Here is a 22234-nt window from a genome sequence, read left to right on the forward strand (position 1 = left end):
GTGGGCCAAGCCGAGCGAGCAGGGGGGGAGCGGGGGGCGCCGGCCGGCCGTGCCCACGTCCGGGACTGTGCCTGCGCCCGGGCTCCCCGCCGCGCACCTACCGCGTCATGGCAAGGGGAAGCGTTGCAGGTGGACGAGATCGTCCCCGTCCGTCCGCACCGCGTAGGCGCTGGTGCGATCGAAGCCGATCAGGCGGGAGCCCGCCGGAAGGGCGAAGCGACTGATCACCGCGCCCGTTCGATCGACGACATCGAGCAGTGATGTGGTCGCGCCGGCCGGTTGACTGCGCTCAACCCAGAGTCGACCCTGCTCGTCGATCAGCGCGACACGCCCGGTGACTGGCGGCTTCGTATCGGCAAAATCGGGCTCTGCCACCGGTGGGCGGACCGCCTTGCCGTTGATCATCGCCGCCGGACCGCCAGAAGACATCATCCGCGCCGTCTCCTCACGCACCGTCTTCTTGTCCTGCTCGGTGACGGGGAGCGGCTCGTACGCGAGCGCTGGGCCCTTCACGACCTGGCCAGTGGGGGGGTACCACTCGACGCGGTATGGCGACGCGCGAATGACTGCGACCCACCCGTCTGCGGCCACCGCCCAGTAGTCACGAGGCGAGAAGGAGACCGCACGGGTCATCGAAATTCCTTGCCCACCCTCGAATCGGCGACTCTCCGGGAGCCGCAGTTCCGTGAGTGTCGTCCGCCCACTCGCGCCTTCACGAATGATCGCGCGTGTTGCGCGCGGCGATGCCGGCGTGCCGCCTTCGGTCGTGAAGGTGTTGCCGATCGTGTCCATGGTGTACATGTCGGGACCATCGCCCATGACCAAGGTCATCGCCTTTGGCGCGTGAGGGATTGCCTTCACATCCTGCACTGCGCCGTTCGCCGTCACGGGAAGGAATCGCTTCTGCTGCGGGTCATAGACGACCACGCCGCCTCCCTTGTCGCGCTGCACCGTGCCAACTGCCTTGTACTCCTGGGGTCCCTCGCCGAGGCGCGCCAACGTCTTCGAGGTCCCTTTCGCGAAGTCGAGGAGCCGGATCTGCTTCTCCTTGTTGTCGGTGACGACCAGCCGACCGTCGGGGAGCGCGCGCAAACCTCGGATGCTCGAGAACTCACCGGCGAATTCGCTCGCCGCACTGAGGAGCCGTGCCTGCTGACCGGCGGCGGGCTGGGAGTCCACGGCTAGCGTGACGGCCAATGCTGCGAACCAGGGTCGCTTCATGGGGGTACTCTCCGAGTGCAGTGAGGGTGGGTGGGGAGGGGATACCAGCGTGGTGATGCGACGCGGCGTGCCGGGGTTGCGTCCGGCATTCAGGCCTAACCGGATTCGTACCGGCTCGGGAGTCCCCTTCCGTGCGCCGCCGGGGGGCGTCGCCCTTTCCCCGGTGGCCGGGCGCCATCACTTTCCACCACCTCCAACCCGGCCGGCCTTTTCTCGTGACAGCCATCCTCGAGACCCGCGAGCTCACCGTCCGGTACCCGACCTTCACCCTCGGCCCCTTGGGGTTCGCGATCGAGGGCGGGGAGACGGTCGCGCTGCTCGGGGCGAACGCCGCCGGGAAGACCACCCTCCTCCGGGCCGTGACCGGGCGGCTGCTGGACCGTCGCGGAGTGGTCGAGGTGGCGGGGCGGGACCCGCAGGCCGCCCCCGACGCCTGGCGCGCCAAGATCGGCTTTGCGGGCGAGAAGCCCCCGGCCGACGCCGCCTTGCGGGTGCGGGAATGGTACGCCTTCCTGCGCGACTGCTACCCCACCTGGGACGACGCCTACCAGCGCGACCTCTCCGCCCGACTCGGCCTCGACACCGGGGAGCGGATTGCGGCGCTGTCCCGCGGCACGGCCGTCAAGGCGGCCTACATTGGCGCCGAGGCGTATCGACCCGAGTTGCTCGTCCTCGACGAACCGACCAACGGCCTCGACCCGGTGGTGCGCCTCGAACTGCTGGCGCTGCTCCGCGAGTGCTTCGCCGCGTCGCCGGGGCGAGCGCTGCTCTTCTCGTCGCACCTCCTGGAGGACGTCGAGTCGCTCTGTGATCGCGCGCTGCTGCTCCGTCGCGGGCAGTTGGTGGGCGAACTCGCCGGTGACGCGCTCACGGAGGCCCGGGCCTCCGGTCAACTCACGGCGCTGGTGGCCGACGTGCTCCGCGACCGGCCGTGAGCCGTCGCGCCTTTGTCGCCGTGGTGCGACTCGAACTCTGGCGTGGTCGGTCGGCCATGCTGTGGATCGGCGGGCTCGCGGCGGCCGCGATCGTGGCGACGCTCGTGCTTCCGCCCACCGGTGCACTCGTGGTCGGGATGCTCGCCTTGCCGGTGGTGATGGTCGCGGGCCTCGGGCCGCTCGGCAGCCTCGCCACCGACAAGATGCACGGCCACCTCGAGTTCGATCGCACCCTTCCGATTCCTTTGCGCACCATCGCTGCCGGTCGCCTCCTCGGCGCAGCGATCCGTACGGCACCGATGCTGATCGCGTTGATCGCCGTCGGGATCGGTATCGCACGGGAAGCGGAGGCGCCGGCCCTCGTCGCGGCACCGGTGATCGTCATCGCCGCCGGCACGCTGCAAGTGCTCTGGTGGTGCTTCCTCTGGCTCATGCTCGGCCTGAACGCCCGCTTTTCGCTGCGTCGACTGTGGTGGTTGCCGATGACGATCTGGCTCCTGCCGTCGCTGTTGCCCGCGTCGGCGAAGTCGATGATCGAGACGACCGTGGAAGCGGCGGCCGCCGAGGTGATGACCTGGATGGATGCCCCATGGCGGGTCGGGCTCCTGCTGCTCGCCGGCTTGGCGCTGCCTGTCGTTACGGCCTTCGTCGGGGGCGTCGCGCTCTTCGCACAGGGGCTGGCACGCTTCCGCCCCGACCCGGCCGCGTTTGGCGTGCGACTCGGCGCCGCCCCGAAGCGGGAACTCGCCGCGCTCGGCCGCGGGCCGCTGCTCGCCGTCGCACGCCTCCGGCTGCGACTGGCGTTCGAGCAGTTCCGCCGCGAGCTCGTCATCGCGGCGGTGCTCGTGGCCGTGGTCGTGGCCGACATCGGTGAACTCGCCAACTTTGCGCGTGGCTATCTCCCGATCCTCGCCGCCCTCGTCCCTGGCGGGATTGCGCTGCAATTGCTCACCGCCCGGGGCACCGGTGCCCTCGAAGGGCTGCAACATCTGCCGCATCCGCGCCGCCTCGTCGCACTCGGCCACCTGCTGGCGGTGATGGTCCTCGCCGTCCCCGGGGCCGCGCTGATGGCACTTTCACGCGCGGCCAACGGCAACGCCGTGACGGCGACGATGGTCGGCATGAGCTGGCTCTGGTTTCTCGCCATGGGGGCAATCGGCGCGGCGCTGGCCGTCTGGAGTACCAAGCGGCGGCTCTTCCGGGTGGCGCTGGTCATCGGCGCGCTTCTAGTCGCGGTCTGGTTCCTGACGCCGGAGGAGGCCGCCGCCAGCGACATCGAGGATCTCTTCCTGCGCTGGCGGGCAATGCGCCTCGCGGCAGGTCCCGCACTGCCGCTTGGCGCGGCACTGCTGGCCCTGGTCGTCGGTACCGAACTGTTTGCGCGTGGGTTGGCGAGCTACGACGGGCGGAAAGCCTAGCTCGCGTCGACGGGTGGGGAGTCGCGACGCCTACCAGTTCCAGAAGCGATTGGCGCGCACCGCATGCATCTCGTCGCTCCACGGTTCGCCACGGATGGAAGCCGCGATCAATTCGCCGGTCACGCCCGCAAGCAGAATTCCGTTGCGGCCATGCCCCGCGGCATACCAGAGCCCGGGCAGCCGTGGCTCGGGGCCGATGATTGGCCGTCCGTCCGGCGTGCCGGGTCGGAGGCCGGCCCAGCTCCGGAGCGGCGCCATGGTCGCGAGGGGCGGATAGAGCGCGGATGCCCGTGCGAAGAGATCGGCGAGGCCGTCTGCCGTGGTGGTGACCTCGAATCCGGCGTGCTCCATCGTTGCGCCGACGAGCATCTCGTCGCCGCGGCGGAGCAAATAACAACGCGTCCCGTAGACCACCGCCTGTCCGATCCCCTCAGGCCACGGAAACGCCGCCATCTGGCCACGCACCGGTTCCACGGAGACGGGCCGTGGCAGGTGCTCGATCCGTCCGGCCCACGCCCCCCCAGCCAACACGACATGCCCAGCGGCGTAACGGCCGGCCTCGCCAATCACGCCGAGCAGGGTGTCCCCATTCCGGTCGAGCCCGGTCGCGGTGTCCTCGATGATGGAAGCGCCGAGCCGAACGGCGTCGGCGCGGAACGCCCGCACCGTCGCGGCCGGGTCGAGCGAGCCGTCCTCCGGCGACCAGAACGCGCCGAGCCCGGGCGCGAGCCAGGGCCACCCTTCCTCGACCTCCTGGGGGTCGAGCCAATCCGCACGGTGGGCCTGCTGCCGTTGCCAGGCGACCTTCGTCCGGTACGAGGCGGCATCCGCTTCGCTCCGGGCGACCTGCAGGATGCCCGTCAGCTGGAGGCCGATGTCGATCCCGGTCGTTTCGCGAAGGCTGTCGGCATGCCGCCGATAGAAGGCCCGGCCAGCCAGGGCCAGATTCAGCAGCGGGTCGTCGGTCGTCCCCTCGATCTGGGCCGCGAGCATCCCGGCCGCGGCACGCCACCCCTCACCCGGGGTTTCGGGCCGCTGCAACAGGATCACCTTGGCGCCGGCCACGGCGAGGGCACGGGCCGTGGCCGACCCGACCGCCCCGCCTCCGATCACCACCACGTCTGCCGTCTTGGTTGTCACGATGCGAGTTGAAACCTCAGCTAAAGACTTCGCGTAGATTCCACCGACGGGTTCGCATGGTGCGCCCGTACCCTCGCTGGGGAGTCTAACATGGTCCGGAACATCTCGGGGTTTGCCGTCTTCGCCTTTCTGGCCCTGATGGCGTTCAAGCTCCTTACCGCAGTCTTTGGGGCGCTGATCGGTCTCGTGCTGACGATTCTCTGGTGGGGTTTCGTCGGATTCGTGATCTACACGATTCTGAAGATGGTGTCGCCGAGCACGGCGCAGAAGGTCCGCGAAACGATTCGCGGCAATTCCGCCCCGACCGCCTGACCCTGCGGTATCGAAACGCCGGCGTCATCCCCATGGGATGGCGCCGGCGTTCTCGTATCTGGTGGCCTGGGTTGCCGCGCTACTCGGCGCGGCGTCCTGGCGCGAGCGTCATCCGGTCGAGGATCAGGGTGACGTCGCCGAAGTTGTAGGTCGAGCGAATCTGCACCGGAATCCGTCGGGCGTCATCCGTCAACCAGAGCCGGGCGTTCGAGGTCTTCGAGAACATGCCGTTCTTCTCGTCGACGATCGGATAGAGCACCAGGCAGTTCACCTTCGAGCCGTCGGGCAACTCCATGACCTCGCGCTTCAGCACCTGCACGCGCACCGGGTTCTGACTCTTCCGCCAATAGTTGTGGTACTCGTACGTCCGCCCCACCTCGAGCGGAACCCGCCGGATGTAGTAGAAGAACGCGACGTCGTCGAGGGGCACCGTCGAGGTGGCCTTCGTGGCGGTGTCGACGTTGCGGCGATAGAAGCCGGAGTCGGGATAGATCTTGAAGTCCTGCCGCGGCGGCCTGGTGTCCGACATCACCTTGAGGAAGCGGCGCGAGATGAAGTCGTCGACACCGGTCCACGACGTGAGCTGACTCTCGCTCGTGAAGATGCCGAGGATCGAGATCTTCGAGTTGAACGAGAAGCGGTAGCTCGGCACGCCGCGCACGGTGTCGATGGCCTCGACCGAGAGCGTGGCGCAGCAGGGGCGGAAGAGGTTGAACTTCCCCTTGAAGACCAGTGTCTCGCCTACGCCGAACGGCGCCGGTGCGAGGACGGGCGTTGCGGGGGGAGGTGTTGTCGTCTGCAACAGCAGCGACAGTCCGGCGAACAGCAAGCTCACGCGGTATCCCGGGTCGTGGTCGCGCGGGGCGACCGGTCCTTGCGCCCCGCCTCCGGGTTGGAGGGCGGAGCAACCAGCTGGCGACGGGCCGCCCACAATGCCTTGGCCCGATCCCACGCCGCATGACGTGATTCACGCTGCTGACGTTCCACGCGCTCGGTGATCGCCACCGATTCCACCTGTCGTGCGCCGGCGGCGGCCCAACTCAACAACTCCGCATTGGCGGCCCACCCTTCCGTCTCGAGCCAGCGGTCAGGTCGATCCTTGAAGGCCGCCCGCAGGGTGACCAGACGGAACGCGGCCACTCCGGAGACGATGTCCCGGACACCGGCCACACGCACATGCCGGCCGAGGAGCCGCGGCGCCCAGCGTCGGACCCGCCGCCGCCACTTGTCCGCTTCGTCAACCTGGGTGGCCTCGCCAATTACCAGGTCGGCACCGCTGTCGATCCGCTTGAGGAATTCGGAGAGTTCGGCAGGATCGAAGGTGAAGTCGGCCGGCAGGAGGATCGCGGCGTCGCGCTTGTGTCGATCGGAGCGGCGGAGCGCTTCCTTCAGCAGCCGCTCGACGGTGGCGGCGTAGCCGAGATGCTTCTCGGAGCGAAGCACCGAGAGCGGCAGCACCTTGGCGTAGGGCGCGAGGATCTCGGTGGTCGCATCGGTGGAGGCGTCGTCGCCGACCAGCAACTGATATTCCCGCGCCGATTCCTCGAGCACGCGTCGGATCTTCCACAGCAGCAGCCCGACGGTCGGGGCTTCGTCGTGGGTCGGAATACAGAAGTAGAGCATCAGTCGCCAGGGTGAAGGTCGAGCGAACGATACACGGCGAGCGTCCGCTCGACCAATCGGTCCACGCCGAAGCCCGCGGCGGCCGCACGCCCTGCGGCACCGAGCGCGGTGCGCCGCGGGGCATCGTCCAACAGGCTCGAGACCCCGTCCGCGAGGGCCACCGGATCCCCTGAGGCGACCAGGAGCCCGCCGCCGGCCGCCAACGCGTCGGGCAGTCCCCCGACGGCCGTCGCGACCACGGGGATCCCGAGGGCAAGGGCGTCGAGCACGCTGGAGCCAAACCCCTCACTGCGGGAGGGTTGCACGGCGAGCGTGGCACCGACCAGCGCGCCTTCGGGGCCGAGCAGATGGCCGGGCATCTGCACCACCTCGTCCAGGCCGAGGGCGTGCCGTCGGGCCTCCAGGGCAGCACGCTCGTCGCCCTCACCGAGGACGAGCCAGCGCAGCTCCGGGCGCGCTGGCGCGATGATCGCCGCGGCCTCGAGGAGGAGGTCGATCCCCTTCTCGGCGGTGAGGGCGGCGATCACCGTGATCCACGGCGTGGTGGCGCCGGGGTGGGGCACGCCAGCGGGCCAGGCCGGTGATTGCCCCAGCTGCGCGAGGTCGACGGCCGGCGGCACGTGATGAATGCGGTGGGGCGACACGCCGGCCAATGCCAGCTGCACCGCGATCGCCTCGGAGAGCGCGATGACGGCAGCCGCGCGCCGGTAGCGGCGCGGTGACGTGATGGCGGTGCTGATCCGCCGCGTGACCACGACGCGTGCCCCGGTGATCTGGGCGGCGGCATCGGCGAGCGCATGCGCGTGTCCGTCATGCGCGTGCAGCAGTGTGTCACGAGTGGTCAGTCGTACGACGCGGGCGAGGGCGCGCGGGTCGAGTCCCATGCGCCACGGCGTCTCGTGCAACGAGACCCCTGCGGCGGCGAGTTCCTCGGCGAGGCGGGTGCCGCGACCCGTCACCACCTGCGAGCTGACGGTGGCGACGGAGGCGAGTCCGCGTGCCAGCAGGAGGACCTGCCGCTGCCCCCCGCGCCACTCGCGGCCGCTGGCGACGTGCAGCACGCGAGCGGTGGTCATCGTGGCGCCGAGCTCAGTGGGTCGAGTCCGGGAAGAGTGGGCACTTCGGATCCTCGATCTGGCGCCGATCGACGCGCACCCCGAGGAGCGGGACGATGGTGTCACGGAGGGTGAGGTCGCCCAGGATCGGCGCGCCCGGAATCGAGACGCCTTCGTAGACCAGCGCCCCGAGTGTCACGCCCTGGCGATCGACGAGCAACACGCCGAAGCCGACCGGAGTTCCGTCGGCGATCGTGTCGGGGGAGGAGAGGTGCCAGCCCAGCGAATCGGCACTGGTCACGTGGCCGCGGAGCGCCTGACCTGCCACGATCCGGAGCGGCACCGATGCCGGGATGGAATCGGGCGGCGCCACCAGCGAATTCCCCTTCGCGAAGGCTTCCTTGGCCACGAGCGGTCCGGTCAGGGAGGCGATCCCGCAGGAGACGGAGCCGCCTCCGCCGCCACCGCTGCAGGCCGCAAGTGCGAGAACGAACGTGGTGGTGGCGACGGAACGGAGCGACATCGAAACCTCGTGGGGCCGGAGACGTCGGAATCTACATCCCCAGCGGTTGCTTGACCGCCGCGCGTCGCGGCGGGTACCATTCGCCCCGTTTCCCACACCCAGCAGGCCATGGACTTCGACGACCTCAAGGCTCATCTCGACCGCCTCTTTGCCCCGCGCGCGGGAGCCAGTGCCCGTGACCAGGCCGCCGGCCTCCGCGAGGCGCTGGTCGAATTCAAGATCGGCATCGGGCACCTCCGCGAGGCGCTCGGGCGCACCGAGGCGGAACTGACGCAGGCGCGCCGCGAGGCCGAAGACTATGCCCGCCGTGGTCGGATGGCGGCCGAGATCGGCGACACCGAAACCGCCACGCTGGCCGATGAGTTCACCGCGAAGGCCGCCGCTCGCGTGGACTTGCTCGAGCGCAAGGTGCTGGTGCAGCGCGACGAGCTCGGGTTGGCCGAAGAGGACTACGAGGGCACCAAGCGTCGCTATCAGGCCGCGTCACGCGGCATTCCCGGAGATGGCGCGGCCCCGCTCGGCGCGACCGCCGAACCGGGCAGCACGCTCGACGATTCGCCCTTCGAGAGCTACGCGCTGGAGCAGCGCGCCCGCGAGGCGGCGGTCGAGGCACAGTTGGCGCACCTGAAGAAGCAGCTCGGCGAACGGCCCCAGCCCGACGCCTGATCCATCCTGCAGGCCCTCCTCATCATGCGGGGATACACGTGAGCCAGGCACCCAGCACCGGCTTCTTCGGTCATCCGGTCGGACTCCGGACCCTCTTCCTCACCGAGATGTGGGAGCGCTTCAGCTACTACGGCCTGCGGCCGTTGCTGGTGCTCTTCATGTCGGCCGCGCTCCTCGACGGCGGATTCGGCCTCGATCGGGGACAGGCCTCCGCCATCGTCGGGATCTATGCGGCCTGCGTCTATCTCGCCTCCCTGCCGGGCGGGTGGATTGCCGACCGATGGCTCGGGCTGCGGCGGTCGATCTACTACGGGGCGATCCTGATTACTCTGGGCCACCTTTCGATCGGCCTCTCCGGCCTCGCAGGGCAGGGGACCACGGGGAAGCTCGCCTTCTTCGCCGGATTGGTCCTGATCGTGATGGGCACCGGGCTCCTCAAGCCGAACATCTCCGCCATCGTGGGCGATCTCTACCCCGAGGGTGGCGCGCGGCGGGACGCCGGCTTCTCGATCTTCTACATGGGCATCAACACCGGCGCCTTCGTCGGCCAGCTGGTCACCGGCTTCCTCGGTGAGAGCATCGGCTGGCACTGGGGCTTTGGTGCTGCCGGCGTCGGCATGTTCTTCGGCCTGGTCTCCTTCAAGCTCTTCGCACCGAGCACGCTCGGCGACCTTGGCACCGAGATCGTGCGGCATCCGGATGCGGCGGTGCAGGCCAGGCAGGAACGCTCGGTGAAGATGGTCGTCGGCGTCATCCTGGCGTCGATCGTGGCGCTCTTCGCCCTGGTCGCGAGTGGCGTGGTGACCCTCGATCCGCAAGCGATCGGCCTCAACATGGTGTACGTGCTCGTCGGGTTCGGCGCGCTCTTCTTCGGCTTCGTTTTCCTCGACAGTTCGCTCACGCGGCAGGAGAAGAAGCAGGCCGTCGTGATCCTCGTGCTCTTCATCTTCGCCGCCCTCTTCTGGGCAGCGTTCGAACAGGCCCCGACCTCGCTCAATCTCTTCGCGCGGGACTTCACCGACCGCGTCGTCGGCGGCTTCGAAATCCCGGCCACCTGGTTCCAGTCGGTCAACTCCGCCTGGATCATCATCTTCGCGCCCGTGGCGGCCGCGGTGTGGGTCGGACTCTCCAAGCGTGGCGGTGACCTGTCGGCGCCGGCGAAGTTCGCGCTCGGCCTGGCGTTCGCCGGCGTCGGCTTCGGCCTGATGGTGATCGTCGCGAAGGATGTCGTCGCCAGTGGCGGCACGCTCAAGGTGTCGCCGATGTGGTTGGTCTGGAGCTACCTCTTCCAGACGCTCGGCGAACTCTGCCTGTCGCCGGTGGGGCTGTCGTCGATGACGAAGCTGGCGCCACGGAAGTATGTCGGTCAGATGATGGGGATCTGGTTCCTCGCCGCGTCGGTGGGCAACCTGATCGCCGGGCTCGTCGGCGGTCGCGTCGATCCGGAGAAGCTCGAGCAGATGCCCGAGCTCTTCCTCTGGACCGCAGTGGCCCTCTTCATCACCGCCGCGATCCTCGGGCTGATGATCAAGCCGATCAAGCGGATGATCGAAGCCAACTAGCAACCACGATGATCGATGATCGATGATCGATCATCGATGGACGATCATCGGCTTTTCTCGGCTCTTCCGAAGATCGCGAAGAGGTAAGCCAGCGCCGGCAGCAGGATCACCGCCCCGGCTGCGAGCGCACCCACCAACAGGGTGAGCGTCGCAGTCGGGGCGGCGGCGTCGTAGACGCTCATCGTCGGCGGAAGGATGTAGGGCCATTGGGCCATCGCCCAGCCGACCACGATCAGCGCGGCTTGCACGGCCGCTGCCGTGCGAGCCACTCGGTAGTGCCTGCGCCAGAGTGCGCCGAGGGCGCAGACCGCGGCGCTGCCGGTGAGGAGGTGGAGGACCGGGGCCCACGAGGCACTGGTCAGTTCGTCGAACACCCACGGCGCCTCGGTGCGCGCGAGATAGAGCGCGACCCCCGCGCCGGGGAGGAGCAGGAGCCCCGCGACCAGTCCGCGCGCGCGGAAATCGCCGGTGAGCATCGGATCTTTGGCCTCGACCGTCAGGTAGACGGCCGCGAGGAAGGCGAACAGCAACAGCGTCAGGACGCCGATGGCGATCGGGAATGGTGCCAACCACGGTGCGACGTACGCCGCCGTGAAACTGCGCGCGCCTGGCGGGGTGACGCCGCCCGCGGCGACCGCACCGGCGGCGACGCCGAGGAGCAGCGGGGTGATCAGCGAGGCGACGGCGAAGACCAGTCCCCAGCGGCGTTGCACGTCGTCATCGCGACGGTCGTAGCTCCGGAAGGTGAAGGCGGAGCCGCGCAGCACCACACCGATCAGCATCAAGGTGAGCGGGATGTGGAGCGACACCGACAGGCGGGCGTAGGCGACGGGAAAGCCGGTGAAGAGGATCACCACCACCAGGATCAGCCAGACGTGGTTGGCCTCCCAGATCGGGCCGATCGTGTCGGCGATGAGCGCGCGCTGGCGCCGGGCACGTGGGCCGGTCGCGAAGAGATCCCACACTCCGCCACCGAAGTCGGCGCCTGCGAAGAGCACATACGCCGTGATCGCCGCGAGACAGGCGGCGGCCGTCAGTTCGACCAGTGGCCACTCAGCCATGGGTGGTGGGCTGGGTCGTGGGTTCGTGGCGTCGGCGCCATTCCGTGTCGTTCGGCGCCCCGAGAATCTGTCGACGGAGCAACCAGACCACGGCGACGGCGAGCAGCAGGTAGAGCACCGTGAAGCCAAGGAACGGGACGATCAATCCGGGCATTGGCGTCACGGCATCCGCGGTACGCAGGACCCCCTGGATCACCCACGGCTGACGGCCGACCTCGGTCACCACCCACCCTGCCTCGGTGGCGACGAAGCCCAGCGGTGCCGCGACCACCAACAGCCGCAGGAGCCGGCGATGTTCGGCGAGGTCATCGCGCTGGGCCAGGGCGCGCCAGCCGAGCAGGCCGGCGGCAAGCATCACCACGCCGCACGCCACCATCACCTGGAACGCGACGTGGGTGACGCGCACGTTGGGCCAATCCTCGCGCGGCACCTGGTCGAGGCCGGGGACCGTGGCTCCGAAGTCGTTGGTCGCGAGGAAGGAGAGCGCGCCAGGAATCTCCACGCCGTAGCGCACCTCGCGGCGTGTCGGATCGGGCCAGCCACCGATCAGCAGCGGGGCGGCGGCCTGCGTCTCGAACAGCGATTCCATCGCGGCGAACTTGGCAGGTTGGGTCGCGGCGACGAAGCCGGCGGAATGGTGGCCGGAGAGTGGCTGCAGCAAGGCGGCAGGGATGGCCATCAACAAGGCGATCCGCAGGCCACGCTGGTGGAAGGCGTTCGCCGGCTGTCGGAGCAGCATCGCCGCGTGGATGCCGGCGGCGCCGAAGCCGGTGGCGGCGTAGGCGGCGAGCGTCATGTGGAGCGCTTGCGGGAACGCCGCCGGGGTCTGGAGCGCCTGCAGCGGGTCGATGCCCGTGGCGACGCCGTTCACCACCGTGAAGCCGGTCGGCGCATTCATCCACGCATTGGCAATTACCACGAAGACGCCCGAGAGCGCACCGCTCACCGCGACCAATACCCCGGCCCAGAGGTGGGCGCGCTCGCTGATGCGATCCCAGCCGTAGAGGTAGATCCCGAGGAAGATCGCCTCCATGAAGAAGGCGAACCCTTCGAGAGAGAACGGCATCCCGATGATCGGGCCGGCGAACTCCATGAAGCCCGGCCAGAGGAGCCCCAACTCGAACGACAGTACCGTCCCCGACACCGCGCCCACGGCGAAGAGGATCGCCGTCCCCTTGGCCCATCGGCGCGCCAGTTCCAGATAGTGCGGGTCGCGCGTCACCAGCCACCGGCGCTCCGCGATGACCATCAGCACGGGCATGCCGATGCCGATCACCGCGAAGACGATGTGGAAGGCGAGGGAGACCGCCATCTGGGAGCGGGCGGCGAGGAGGTCGGACATGGCCATCCGGCGGTCGAGGGTCTTGTGAAAAATTTCACAAGGGTACCCAGATAGGCAAGGTGAGTTCCGATGTCGGGAATCAGTGGTGCAATGTGAAACCCGGGGAATCGACGTCCCGTATCGGAACGTGACCCTGAACGGAGACCCCTGCGATGCGATTCCTCAAGCGAGCCCTGACCGCCGTCACCCTCCTCCTGCTGGTGGCCTTTGGCACGATCTACGGTCTGGCCCAGCGCGAGCTCGGCCGGACCTACGCGGTGGCCCGCAAGGCCCCGCCACGTGCCACCGACTCGCTCGCCGTGACGCGCGGCGAACATCTCGCGACCTCGATCAGCAAGTGCGCTGATTGTCACGGCGCAGACTTCGGGGGCCAGCTGGTCATCGACGACGCCGCGCTCGGGCGGGTCGGAGCGCCGAACCTGACCGGTGGACGCGGGGGAGTGGGTTCTGTCCGGACCGACGCCGACTTCGCCGCCGCGATTCGGCATGGCGTCGGTCCAGCCGGGAAGCCCCTCCTGATCATGCCGGCGCACGACTACACCTACCTGTCGGAAGCGGACCTTCAGGCACTCATCGCCTTCCTGCGCAGCCGCCCGAACGTGGACCGCGAGATCCCGGCGCGCCGCCTTGGTCCGGTCGGGTTGGCACTGATTGCCAGCAAGAAGCTGCCGCTCTCGGCCGCACTCATCGATCACGCCGTGGTGCAACCCGACAGCGTCCCCCAGGGGCCCACGGCGGAGTATGGTCGCTATCTCGCGAACGTCGGCGGATGCACGGGCTGCCACAACCCGTCACTCTCGGGAGGCGAGATCATCGGTGCGCCTCCGGGGACGCCGCAGGCCGCCAACCTGACGCCGGGAGGACGGTCGTGGACGCTGGAGCTCTTCCGCACCACGCTGCGTACCGGACAGCGTCCCGGCGGTGGCGGCGAGCTCAACGACTTCATGCCGATCCGGTTCACGAAGCTGATGACGGATGAGGAAATCGAAGCGGTGTGGCGCTATGTGGTGAGTGTGCCGCCCAAGGCGCTCGGCGAACAGTGACGGTTCGCCGAGGTGGCGAGGGTCAAGGCGACTTGGCCTTCGCTGCCTTGGTGGGATAGGCCACGTCCGGCGGCGCATCGCCGCGGGGCCAGTCATCGGCGCTCGCGGCGAACGGTGGCCGGGGCTTGGTCGTGATGTAGGTCGCGACGTCCTGCGCATCCTGGTCGTTGAGAGTCCCGGCGCGATCGAACGGCATGTTGTGCTTCGCGAACGCGGCGAGGGTGCGCAGTCGGGCCATCCCGGCGCCGATGGTGAAGCTGCCCGGCCCCCAGAGCGGCGGGAAGGCGGCCATCCCCTCGCCGTTGACGCCGTGGCATCGCGCGCATTGCGCCGCGAAGACCACTGCGCCGTGCACCGTGTCGCCACGCTCCGGTGACCCGAGCGGCAACCCCTGACCCGGGACGGTGCTCCCCTGGGCCACCCCTGTCGACAGCCACGCCATGTAGGCGACCATGTCGCGCATCGCCGGGTCGTCCCACGCGAGTGCGGTGCCCGCCAGCGAACGCTCGAAGCAATCGTTGATCCGATCCTCAAGCCGCTGCACCGAGGCCGAGCGTGATCGATATTGCGGGAAGCGCGCCGTCACGCCGACCCAGGGCATGGCATTCGGGCGTCGCCCCTCGTCGAGGTGACACGACGTGCACCGCAGGGCGTTGCCGACGTGATTCGGCAGCGAGTCGCGCGTCGCACTGAGGATCGCGCGCCCGCGCAGCACGGCGACACCGAGGTCGCCCTTCGGCAACGGCGGCAACGGGGCCAGAGAGGCCACGACCGCGGCCGACGAGTCGGCAGGCGGGGGCACCGGCGGTCGCGGGGTGCAGCCTGCCAGGAGGAGCGTCGCGAGTCCGACGGCGACTCGATGGCTCATGCGATCAGCTCATAGGCGCAGCCATGCTCCTGCGCCATCGCGATGCCTGCCACCACCGCCGGGACGAGCACGACGCCCGGCAGGAACGAGGCGATCAGGTCGGCGCGGACCACCTCCGGCGTCTCGTTGCGACGGCGTGCCAGCGAGGCGGTCAGGTTGCGCAGGACATTGTTGCAGAACAGGAATGTGGCGCCGCGGCGTTGCAGCGACGGCACCGCGACGGCGGGGAAGGGATCGGCCGGCGCCTCGGAGGCATAGAGGTTTCGGAGACTCGGCTTCCCGGTCTTGGGATCGTTCAGTCGGGCGCGCTCCCCGAAGGCGTACTTCTCCCAGGCGGCGTCGTTGAAGGCGACGACCATCGGCGCCGCGTGCAGCGCGATCACAATCTGCGCCTCACCCGGCTTGTCGCCGTAGGCGTCGCGGCAGGCATTCAGGAAGTTGTTGGCGCGCACCAGCGGCACCGCTTCACCGAGCACATGGGCGTCGAACACGACGCGGTGCTTCGCGGTCAGGGTCGCGAGCCACCGGTGGTCGAAGTCCTCGGGGCCGGGTACCATCAGCTGCCCACGATGTAGGAGGCACCCTTCGTCTGCGCGAGCGCCATGGCCGCGACCATGGCCGGCACCAGCGTCACGCCGGGCAGGATCGCCCGCCGCAATTCGGCGTAGGTCGCGTCCGCCGTGGCCCCCTCGCGCTTGGCGGCCAGTTCACGCGAGACCCGCATCAGCGTGTTGTTGCAGAGCAGGATGCTCGCGCCGCGCTTCTGCCAACTGGCCAGCGAGGTCTGCGCGTAGGGCGCGCCCGCCTCGTCGCTTCGGGTCAGGTTCCGCGTCGCCCGAGTCTGGCTGCCGGGCTCGTTCATCGACACCACTTCGCCGAGGGCCCAGGCTGCCCAGGCGGCGTCCGCCAGCGCGAGCGGCCACGCCGTGCCATGCAGCCCGATCACCACCTGAATGTCGGCCGGCTTGGCGCCGTAGCCATCCAGCATCGCGTCGTAATAGCGCTTCGGGTAACCGTAGGCCTCGCCGCCGCCCCAGGTCTTGGTATCGAAGATGACGCGATGCTTCCTGGTGAGACCGTCGAGCCAGCGATTGTCCCATTCGTCCGGCGCCGGCTCGGCGTGCACCAAGGGCGGGGCGGCGAGGACGGCGCCGGTCAGCGCGACGCGGCCGAGGAAATCGCGGCGGGGGATACCAGCGGGGCGGTCAGGCACGGGCGACTCCGGGTGATCAGAAAGGGTGGTACCTTTGGAACCGCGAGGCGCCGCGTGTCGCGCCGTCCCCGCACTCCCACGTCAGAATATGGACGGCCCAGCATGAAGGTTCCAGCGTCGCTCGCCCTGCTGCTCCCGATGGTCGCGTGTACCCCGGCGAAGACGCCGGCGGTCACCCAGGCCCGGGTCTTCTTTGTGGCCCCGGCGGAAGGGATGCTGGCCGGCGACACGGTGCATATCCAGCTAGGTGCCGAAGGGGTGAAGATCGTCGCTGCCACCGGCAAGCGTGTCGACGGCGAGGCGCACCATCACCTCTTCATCGACACCGACCCGACCGCCGACACGGTGATGATCCCGAAGAACGACGCCATTCGTCACCTTGGCACCGGGGCCGACACCATCTCGCTGGTCCTGGCACCGGGCACGCACCGGATCATTGCCGTGGCAGCCTGGGGCGATCACGTCCCGGTCGCCGGCGCGGTGCGCGACACGGTGACGATCGAGGTACCCGCGCCCGTCAAGCCCTAAGCCTTGAACCACATCCGGACCGCCATCACCATGAGAAAGACGGCGAACCCCCGCTGCAGCATGGCGGGGGCGATGCCCTGCGCGTAGCGGGCACCCGCCCACACGCCGAGGGAGAGGCCCGCCGCGATGAGCAACGCGGCGCGGACGTCCACGTGCCCCACCTTGTAGTACTCGCGGGCGCCCAGCAACCCCACTGGCAGCAGGAGCGCGGCGAGTGACGTGCCGGTGGCTTGGTGGATCGGCATCTTGAAGTAGCTCACCAGCACCACCACGATCACGATCCCGCCGCCGATCCCGAAGAGCCCCGACAGGATACCCGCAGCACCGCCGACCAGCAGATAGAGGACGGTGTTCAAAAGAGCACCTCCACCCCGAAGCGGATCAGCCGCGGGGCGCCGTAGACGAAGAGCGGCTGCGTGAAGTCGCGTGCGGCCGACTCGTAGAGTGGGTACAACTCGCTGCGTCCGCTCACGACACCATCGCCGTTGGTGTCGGCGGCACGACGGTAGCGTGGCGACTCGAACGGAATCGCCTGGGGATTGGCGGTGTAGGCCGCCTCCGCCAGCGCGGCGATGGTGTTGTTCGATGCGTTGGGCGTGCCGGTCTCGCGGCGGACCGCGAGCTGGTTGCGCTTGTTCGTGGCGTTGCGGAGGTCAAGATAGACACCGCCTGCCATCCCGCCGAAGCGCACCGGCCGGCGGAAGAGCAGGTCGAGGGTGAACTGGTTCGGCAGGCGTGACCCGTTGATGTCGCCAATGATCGAGTCGCCCGTCACGTTGGTGCGCGTGTAGGGCAAGCCGCTGCCGAAGCGGACGACCGCCGCAGCGCTCATCCGCCCGAAGGGGCGGACGCCGAGGATGCGCGGCCCGGCCTCGGGATGGGTCTCGCCGTCGAGTGTCCCGATGAAGGAGAGCAGGCGGTCGTAGTCGAGCGGCCACTGGTTCTGCGACGCCCAGATGGTGTCGTGGGTCACGGGGTCGATGGTGGTGAGCCGGCGCAACTGGAAGGCGTCGGTCACGGTGGCCTGGGCACGCTGCACCACGGCCGCGAGGCGCATTCCCCAGCCGTTTCGGCGCTCGCGCTCGAGGATGAACTCCCCCCCGATGACGTTGCCGACGTCGGCGTTGACGAAGATGCTCGAGTCGGGATTCACCTGGAGCGGCGTGGAGGAGACCAGGCCGTCGAGGCGCTTGTCGAAGACGTTGACCCGCAGCGAGACGGCGTCGCGCAGGCGCATCCGCATACTCATCTCGAACTGGGTTGACTGCTCGAAGCCGAGATCGGGATTGCCCTGCCGGAAGCGGCCGGTGCGCGTGGTGTCGTCGAAGGCCGCGTCGACCAGGTACTGCAGGTCGGGCGGCTGCGAGAAGCGGCCCACGCTCGCCACGAAGGTGGCGCCCTTCAGCGTGGTGGCGATCGCGATGCGCGGGTTGAACGAGGACCGCGCGGCAAGCGTGCTGTTCGAGAGGTCGCCGCCCGGGCTGAAGGCGTCGTAGCGGACGCCCGCCGTGATGGCGATGTCACTCGCCCGCACCTGGGTCTCGAGATAGGCCGCGCTGATCGTCGGCGAGAACGCCGAGGCCGTGGCGGGCGGCACCGCCCCGCCGACGGGCAGGTTCGCCAGGACGCGCTGGAAGGTCTTCACGTCCTGTGCGGCGTGGAGGCCGCCGAAGCCGATGTCGGTGTTGTTGCCGAGCGTCGCGGTGAAATCGAGCTGGCCGCGCACTTCGGTGAAGCGGTTCCACGCGACGTCGCCCTGCGTGGCGCCGCCGAGAAAGAAGGCGGGGACGCCGTACGGCGTGGCGATCGAATAGATCGGGGTGCCGAAGCCGGCGAGTGCCGCGCGGGTGCCGATGGTGTCCTGCCGCCGGGCAATCTCCTCGCCGAGGATGCCGAGCTTGGAGCCCGTGAAGGCGCCGAACTTGAAGTCGGGGGCGTCGACGGTCCCGCGGACGAAGTCCTTCGAGAAATAGCCGAGGCGCACGTCGCCGCCGAAGGGACGGTTGCTCCCCTCGGTCGGCGCCAGCTGCACGTGCGCGCTGAGCAGCTTGCCGTCGACGCGACGGCCCGGCCCGAGCGTCGGCTCGTACTTGTAGCGCTGGTCGAAGAGGTAGCGCTGTTCGCGCGTGCCGAGGCCGAAGAGTCTGGTCGTGATCCGCGTGCTCATCGGGATGGTGAGCTTGCCGCCGGCGGTGAGAATCTCGCCGCTGTTGTGCGGCAGCGGGCCCGGCGTGTCATGGCGCGGGTCGCGCGCATCCGTCGCGGCCGGCGCGTTCACCGGTTCCGCGTCGAGCCGACCCGAGAGATCGAGGATGGCGAGCGCCGTCACCTTGCCGGCGAGGGGGCCGTCGCCCTGCAACACCAGGCGGTCGAGGCCGAGGTCCGCCCCACCGCTCATCGGGCGGTCGGTCTCGTAGGCCATGCGCCCGCGCCAGCGGTCGCCACCGTCGCGGGTCGAGACGCTGATCAACCCCGACAACGCCTGCCCGTAGCGTGCCGAGAAGCCATTGGTGACCAGCGAGGCTTCGGCAATCAGATCCGGCGGGATCCGCAGTCCGGAACCGCCGGTCGAGGCGTCGAGCTGATTCTTGACGCCGAGGCCGTCGAGGATGAACGCCTGCTGCCCGATCCGTCCGCCGCGGTAGCTCTCGCCGACGACGCCCGCCTGCAGCGACAGCGCGTCTTCGAGCGATGAGACGGGAAGGCGCCGCAGATCCTCGGCGCTGATCCGCTGCGCGGTGGACGTCGCGAGCGGGTCGAGCACCGGGTCCTGCACGCCGACGGCCTGCAGTGTGGCCAACTCGACCGCGACCGGTGCCATGCGCACATCCGCGCGCGTGATGACGTCGGCCCGGATGACGACGCCTTCGCGCCGCGACTGCCGATAGCCGATGTAGGTGACCGTGACGGTGTGGAGACCGGGCGAGATCGCCCGGATCCGATACTCACCCGCGGTGTCGGTTGTGGCGACACGCGCTCCGGCATCGATGCGCACCTGCGCGCCGCGCAGCGCCGTGCCGGTGGCGGCGTCGACGACCTTGCCGACGAGGCCACCGGTGCCCTGGGCCGAGAGTGGCGCGGCGCCGAGCGCCAGCAGGAGGAACAAGGAGCGAGTGCGCGTCATGGCAGGAGCCCCTTGAAGAGGTAGAGGTCGCGGGCGGTGCCTGAGGAGAGTTGCAGGACGGCATCGCCGCCGGTGGCGAGCAGCACGGGGCCCGTCCACAGCCCGGTTTCGAGCCGGAGCGAGGTGACGGTGTTGGTGGTCAGGTTCACGCGATAGAACCAGGTGTCGAGGCCCGAGGCAGGGAGCGGCCGGTTGACGTATTGGGTCACCAGACACTCCGTGCCGCGGCAACTCAGGCCGGAGATCGTCCCGGCGCGCGGCAAGGTGGCGATGGGCGTCGAGGTCCCGCCAGCGATCGGCAGTCGCTCCAGCGCGGCCGAGTTCCGCACCACGACGAAGGAAGTGCCGTTCTCGGCGAACGCATGTCGGGTGATGTCCAACGTACCCGGAATCACCGCGAGCGTGACGCCGGTCGCCGTGATGGTGCCGCGCATCAGGGCGACCCCGGCGAGCAGCGTGTCGGCGGGGCAGGCACCGCACGCGGCGTCGAAGGTCAGCTGCCCCGTCCGCGCAATGAATTCGTCGTGGCCAACCCAGACGGCGTCGGTGAACCAGGAGATGGCGCGTCCACCAACGTTCGCCGGCAGCGTCAGCAGCGCGCGGCGCGTGAACGGCGTGGCGCTGTCGGCGAGCCAGAGGACGGTTGCCTCGGGATTGGTCCGGCCCCGGCGCGACAGCGCTTCCTGGTAGAGCAAGCGGCCATCCGTCCCGAGGGCCGGCGCCGAGAAGCTCTTGACGGAATCCACGCGGTCGGCGCGCGTGTCGCAGAGTTGCCAGCGGCCGGTGCCGCCGCCGGGCGGAATGAGCCCGACACAGCGATCGCCGTTGCTCCCGCCGGTGTAGAGGTAGAGGAGCCCGTTGCCGTCTTCGGTCAGCGAGGCGGCCGAATCGGCGAAGCTGTTGTAGGTCAGTCGTGCCGGTGCGGCCGAGCTGAACGGGCCCTCCGATCCGGACGGCACACTGCCGAACGGTTCGGAGTGGCCACACGCGGCGGCAAGGAGCAGCAGGGCGGGAGCGAGCCGCATCATCACCTCAGCGTCCAAAGGAAGGGAACTGCACCACGGATTCGTGCCCACCAGATCCAACGGCGGCCACGCCAAAGAGAAAGTCGTCGATGATGATGTTCTCGAGGGTGACCTGGGTCGAACCGGCCGGCACCCAGCGCCAGTAGGTCCACTGCGGTGCCGTCGTGTCGCGCCAGTACACCTTGTAGCCCAGGGGTGGCGCACCCGGGGCCGCCGTCCACGAGACCGTGGTTGAGGCCGATACCGCGCCACGGAGCCGCACGGCCGTGGGGGGCGCCGGGGCCCAGGCGAGCGCCGCGAGCACGACGGCGTTGACGCCGGTCATCCTCGCCACGTAGGGGAAGTTCACGCCGGCGATGACGTCGCCATACACGCGGCCGTTCTCCGTCCGCAGGTCCTGATGCTGCCGGTCGTAGTGCTCGTGGCTTTCCATGATCCGCACGCCGGGCATCCCGAGGTCGTTGAACGGACGATGGTGGCCGCCGCGCGAGAATCGATCAAGTCGATAGATGAGCCGCGGCTGCATCTCCGGCATTGTGGCACGCACCACGCGTTCGACATAGCGCGCCAGTTGCCTCGAGATCCCGTCGACTTCGCCCCCACTCGTCCGACGCGCCCTCCGCTCGGCCTCCGTCTCCGTCGGCGGCGTCGGCTCCGAGAAGATCCGGAAGGAGCGGTTGTCGATCTCGCCGTTGATCCCCTCGATGTTGCCGATCATGTCGTTGTTGAGGACGGCCTCGACGGTCCAGGCCGAATCGACGAATTCCTTGGCGAGCTGCTGACCACCCCACAGCCCCTGTTCCTCACCGCTGAGGCCGGCGTAGATGATCGTCTTGCCGAAGCGATGGCGCGTGAGCACGCGGGCGGCCTCGACGGTGCCGGCGAGCCCGCTGGCATTGTCGTTCGCGCCTGGCGCGTCCTTGACACCGTCGCTGCCATTGCTGTTCCGCGAGTCGATGTCGCCCGACATCATCACGACGCGGCCGGGGGTGGTGGTGCCGCGCTGGATCGCGATGACATTCACCACGTCGACATCCGGCGTGGCGCGCGCCCCCGTCCCGCTCCCCTTCACGGTGCTGCGCGTGTAGCGGACCTCGAGGCACCCTCCGCACGCCTTGCTGATCTGCTGGAATTCGGCATACAGCCACCGCCGCGCGGCGCCGATCCCGCGTGTCGTCGAGGTGGTGTCGCTGAAAGTGCTGCGCGTGCCGAAGCCGGCGAGGCGCCGCACGTCGGCCTCGATGCGGCTCACCGAGGGGGAGCGAGCGATCGAGTCGAGACGAGGATCAAATGAGGGGGGAACCGCTTGCGCGGCGACCGGCGTGCTCGCCACCTGTGCCGCAAACGCGACGCCGAGCAGGACAACACGGGACATGTCGGGGGTCCGTCGAGTGGAGGGATTGAAGACGGAAGGTAACTCCCCGGGGCGGTGGCCGTGAGTTGGCGCGTTTCACGGCGTTTCACCGCGTGTGGTGACCTCGCGGTCGCGCGTCTCCTCGGCATGACGCCACCGATGTGCTCAACCCGGCCCGCTGCGGTTTCCGTCGGAGGGATGGCCCCATGAGCCGCCCGACG

22 protein-coding genes are annotated in these 22234 nt (G+C 69.2%); 7 read left to right on the forward strand and 15 right to left on the reverse strand.

The genetic code is table 11. The annotated features are described in order from the left end of the window. Window positions 1-105: 105 nt before the first annotated feature. Complete coding sequence (locus IPG05_02695; protein MBK6494002.1) at window positions 106-1221, reverse strand: hypothetical protein; 1116 nt, start codon at window positions 1219-1221, stop codon at window positions 106-108. 215 nt (window positions 1222-1436) lie between these two features. Here IPG05_02695 and IPG05_02700 point away from each other — a divergent pair, with 215 nt between their 5' ends. Then, a complete protein-coding gene (locus tag IPG05_02700) occupies window positions 1437-2156 on the forward strand; it encodes an ABC transporter ATP-binding protein (GenBank protein MBK6494003.1) in 720 nt (239 codons plus the stop codon). Beyond that, window positions 2153-3574 (forward strand): hypothetical protein, encoded by a 1422-nt coding sequence (locus IPG05_02705; protein ID MBK6494004.1) that lies wholly within the window; start codon window positions 2153-2155, stop codon window positions 3572-3574. Before IPG05_02700 ends, IPG05_02705 begins: the two co-directional genes overlap by 4 nt. A 30-nt stretch (window positions 3575-3604) precedes the next feature. On the opposite strand, the gene thiO is transcribed toward IPG05_02705, so the two are convergent. Next, a complete protein-coding gene (gene thiO, locus IPG05_02710) occupies window positions 3605-4714 on the reverse strand; it encodes a glycine oxidase ThiO (protein MBK6494005.1) in 1110 nt (369 codons plus the stop codon). Between the two features lie 90 nt (window positions 4715-4804). Between thiO and IPG05_02715 the strand changes: the two genes are divergently transcribed. Next, window positions 4805-5026, forward strand: coding sequence for a hypothetical protein (locus IPG05_02715; protein MBK6494006.1), 222 nt, complete (start codon window positions 4805-4807; stop codon window positions 5024-5026). A 79-nt stretch (window positions 5027-5105) separates the two neighbouring features. Here the strand turns inward: IPG05_02715 and IPG05_02720 are convergent, their stop codons facing one another. The 4 genes from IPG05_02720 to IPG05_02735 are packed head-to-tail and all read right to left on the reverse strand — an operon-like array spanning window position 5106 to window position 8227. Then, complete coding sequence (locus tag IPG05_02720) at window positions 5106-5861, reverse strand: DUF3108 domain-containing protein (GenBank protein MBK6494007.1); 756 nt, start codon at window positions 5859-5861, stop codon at window positions 5106-5108. Continuing rightward, window positions 5858-6649, reverse strand: a complete 792-nt coding sequence (locus tag IPG05_02725; GenBank protein MBK6494008.1) for a glycosyltransferase — start codon at window positions 6647-6649, stop codon at window positions 5858-5860. Before IPG05_02725 ends, IPG05_02720 begins: the two co-directional genes overlap by 4 nt. Continuing rightward, window positions 6649-7725, reverse strand: a complete 1077-nt coding sequence (locus IPG05_02730; protein ID MBK6494009.1) for a glycosyltransferase — start codon at window positions 7723-7725, stop codon at window positions 6649-6651. Before IPG05_02730 ends, IPG05_02725 begins: the two co-directional genes overlap by 1 nt. A gap of 13 nt (window positions 7726-7738) precedes the next feature. After that, window positions 7739-8227, reverse strand: a complete 489-nt coding sequence (locus IPG05_02735) for a hypothetical protein (protein MBK6494010.1) — start codon at window positions 8225-8227, stop codon at window positions 7739-7741. Window positions 8228-8335: 108 nt separating this feature from the next. On the opposite strand from IPG05_02735, the gene IPG05_02740 reads away from it, so the two are divergent. Both IPG05_02740 and IPG05_02745 read left to right on the forward strand, forming a co-directional pair. Beyond that, window positions 8336-8893: a hypothetical protein gene (locus IPG05_02740; protein ID MBK6494011.1), complete on the forward strand. Its 558-nt coding sequence runs from the start codon at window positions 8336-8338 to the stop codon at window positions 8891-8893. 32 nt (window positions 8894-8925) lie between these two features. Then, on the forward strand, window positions 8926-10455 hold the full coding sequence (locus IPG05_02745) for a peptide MFS transporter (protein ID MBK6494012.1): 1530 nt from the start codon (window positions 8926-8928) through the stop codon (window positions 10453-10455). Window positions 10456-10499: 44 nt separating this feature from the next. On the opposite strand, the gene IPG05_02750 is transcribed toward IPG05_02745, so the two are convergent. Next, window positions 10500-11516, reverse strand: coding sequence for a cytochrome d ubiquinol oxidase subunit II (locus tag IPG05_02750; protein MBK6494013.1), 1017 nt, complete (start codon window positions 11514-11516; stop codon window positions 10500-10502). Next, a complete protein-coding gene (locus IPG05_02755) occupies window positions 11509-12858 on the reverse strand; it encodes a cytochrome ubiquinol oxidase subunit I (GenBank protein ID MBK6494014.1) in 1350 nt (449 codons plus the stop codon). Before IPG05_02755 ends, IPG05_02750 begins: the two co-directional genes overlap by 8 nt. A gap of 152 nt (window positions 12859-13010) precedes the next feature. Here IPG05_02755 and IPG05_02760 point away from each other — a divergent pair, with 152 nt between their 5' ends. Continuing rightward, window positions 13011-13901 (forward strand): c-type cytochrome, encoded by an 891-nt coding sequence (locus IPG05_02760; GenBank protein MBK6494015.1) that lies wholly within the window; start codon window positions 13011-13013, stop codon window positions 13899-13901. Between the two features lie 22 nt (window positions 13902-13923). On the opposite strand, the gene IPG05_02765 is transcribed toward IPG05_02760, so the two are convergent. Genes IPG05_02765 through IPG05_02775 form a run of 3 tightly spaced genes read right to left on the reverse strand, consistent with a single transcriptional unit; the run spans window position 13924 to window position 15982 of the window. Further along, window positions 13924-14769 (reverse strand): c-type cytochrome, encoded by an 846-nt coding sequence (locus tag IPG05_02765; protein MBK6494016.1) that lies wholly within the window; start codon window positions 14767-14769, stop codon window positions 13924-13926. Beyond that, the gene (locus tag IPG05_02770; GenBank protein MBK6494017.1) at window positions 14766-15326 is read right to left on the reverse strand and encodes a hypothetical protein; all 561 of its coding nucleotides are present in this window, start codon (window positions 15324-15326) and stop codon (window positions 14766-14768) included. Before IPG05_02770 ends, IPG05_02765 begins: the two co-directional genes overlap by 4 nt. Then, the gene (locus tag IPG05_02775; GenBank protein ID MBK6494018.1) at window positions 15326-15982 is read right to left on the reverse strand and encodes a twin-arginine translocation signal domain-containing protein; all 657 of its coding nucleotides are present in this window, start codon (window positions 15980-15982) and stop codon (window positions 15326-15328) included. The genes IPG05_02770 and IPG05_02775 overlap by 1 nt, the downstream gene beginning before the upstream one ends. A 102-nt stretch (window positions 15983-16084) precedes the next feature. On the opposite strand from IPG05_02775, the gene IPG05_02780 reads away from it, so the two are divergent. Next, the gene (locus tag IPG05_02780; GenBank protein ID MBK6494019.1) at window positions 16085-16510 is read left to right on the forward strand and encodes a DUF4399 domain-containing protein; all 426 of its coding nucleotides are present in this window, start codon (window positions 16085-16087) and stop codon (window positions 16508-16510) included. On the opposite strand, the gene IPG05_02785 is transcribed toward IPG05_02780, so the two are convergent. The 4 genes from IPG05_02785 to IPG05_02800 are packed head-to-tail and all read right to left on the reverse strand — an operon-like array spanning window position 16507 to window position 22034. Then, a complete protein-coding gene (locus tag IPG05_02785) occupies window positions 16507-16866 on the reverse strand; it encodes a sulfite exporter TauE/SafE family protein (protein ID MBK6494020.1) in 360 nt (119 codons plus the stop codon). The genes IPG05_02780 and IPG05_02785 overlap by 4 nt on opposite strands. Further along, entirely contained in the window at window positions 16863-19634 is a 2772-nt protein-coding gene (locus IPG05_02790; GenBank protein MBK6494021.1) for a TonB-dependent receptor, read from the reverse strand. Before IPG05_02790 ends, IPG05_02785 begins: the two co-directional genes overlap by 4 nt. Continuing rightward, window positions 19631-20662 (reverse strand): hypothetical protein, encoded by a 1032-nt coding sequence (locus IPG05_02795; GenBank protein MBK6494022.1) that lies wholly within the window; start codon window positions 20660-20662, stop codon window positions 19631-19633. The genes IPG05_02790 and IPG05_02795 overlap by 4 nt, the downstream gene beginning before the upstream one ends. A gap of 4 nt (window positions 20663-20666) precedes the next feature. After that, window positions 20667-22034 carry a M28 family metallopeptidase gene (locus IPG05_02800; GenBank protein ID MBK6494023.1) on the reverse strand — a complete coding sequence of 456 codons (1368 nt, stop codon included), beginning with the start codon at window positions 22032-22034 and terminating at the stop codon, window positions 20667-20669. Window positions 22035-22234 lie beyond the last annotated feature (200 nt).

The organism is Gemmatimonadota bacterium (genome assembly GCA_016704275.1).
Taxonomy (GTDB): Bacteria; Gemmatimonadota; Gemmatimonadetes; order Gemmatimonadales; family GWC2-71-9; genus Palsa-1233.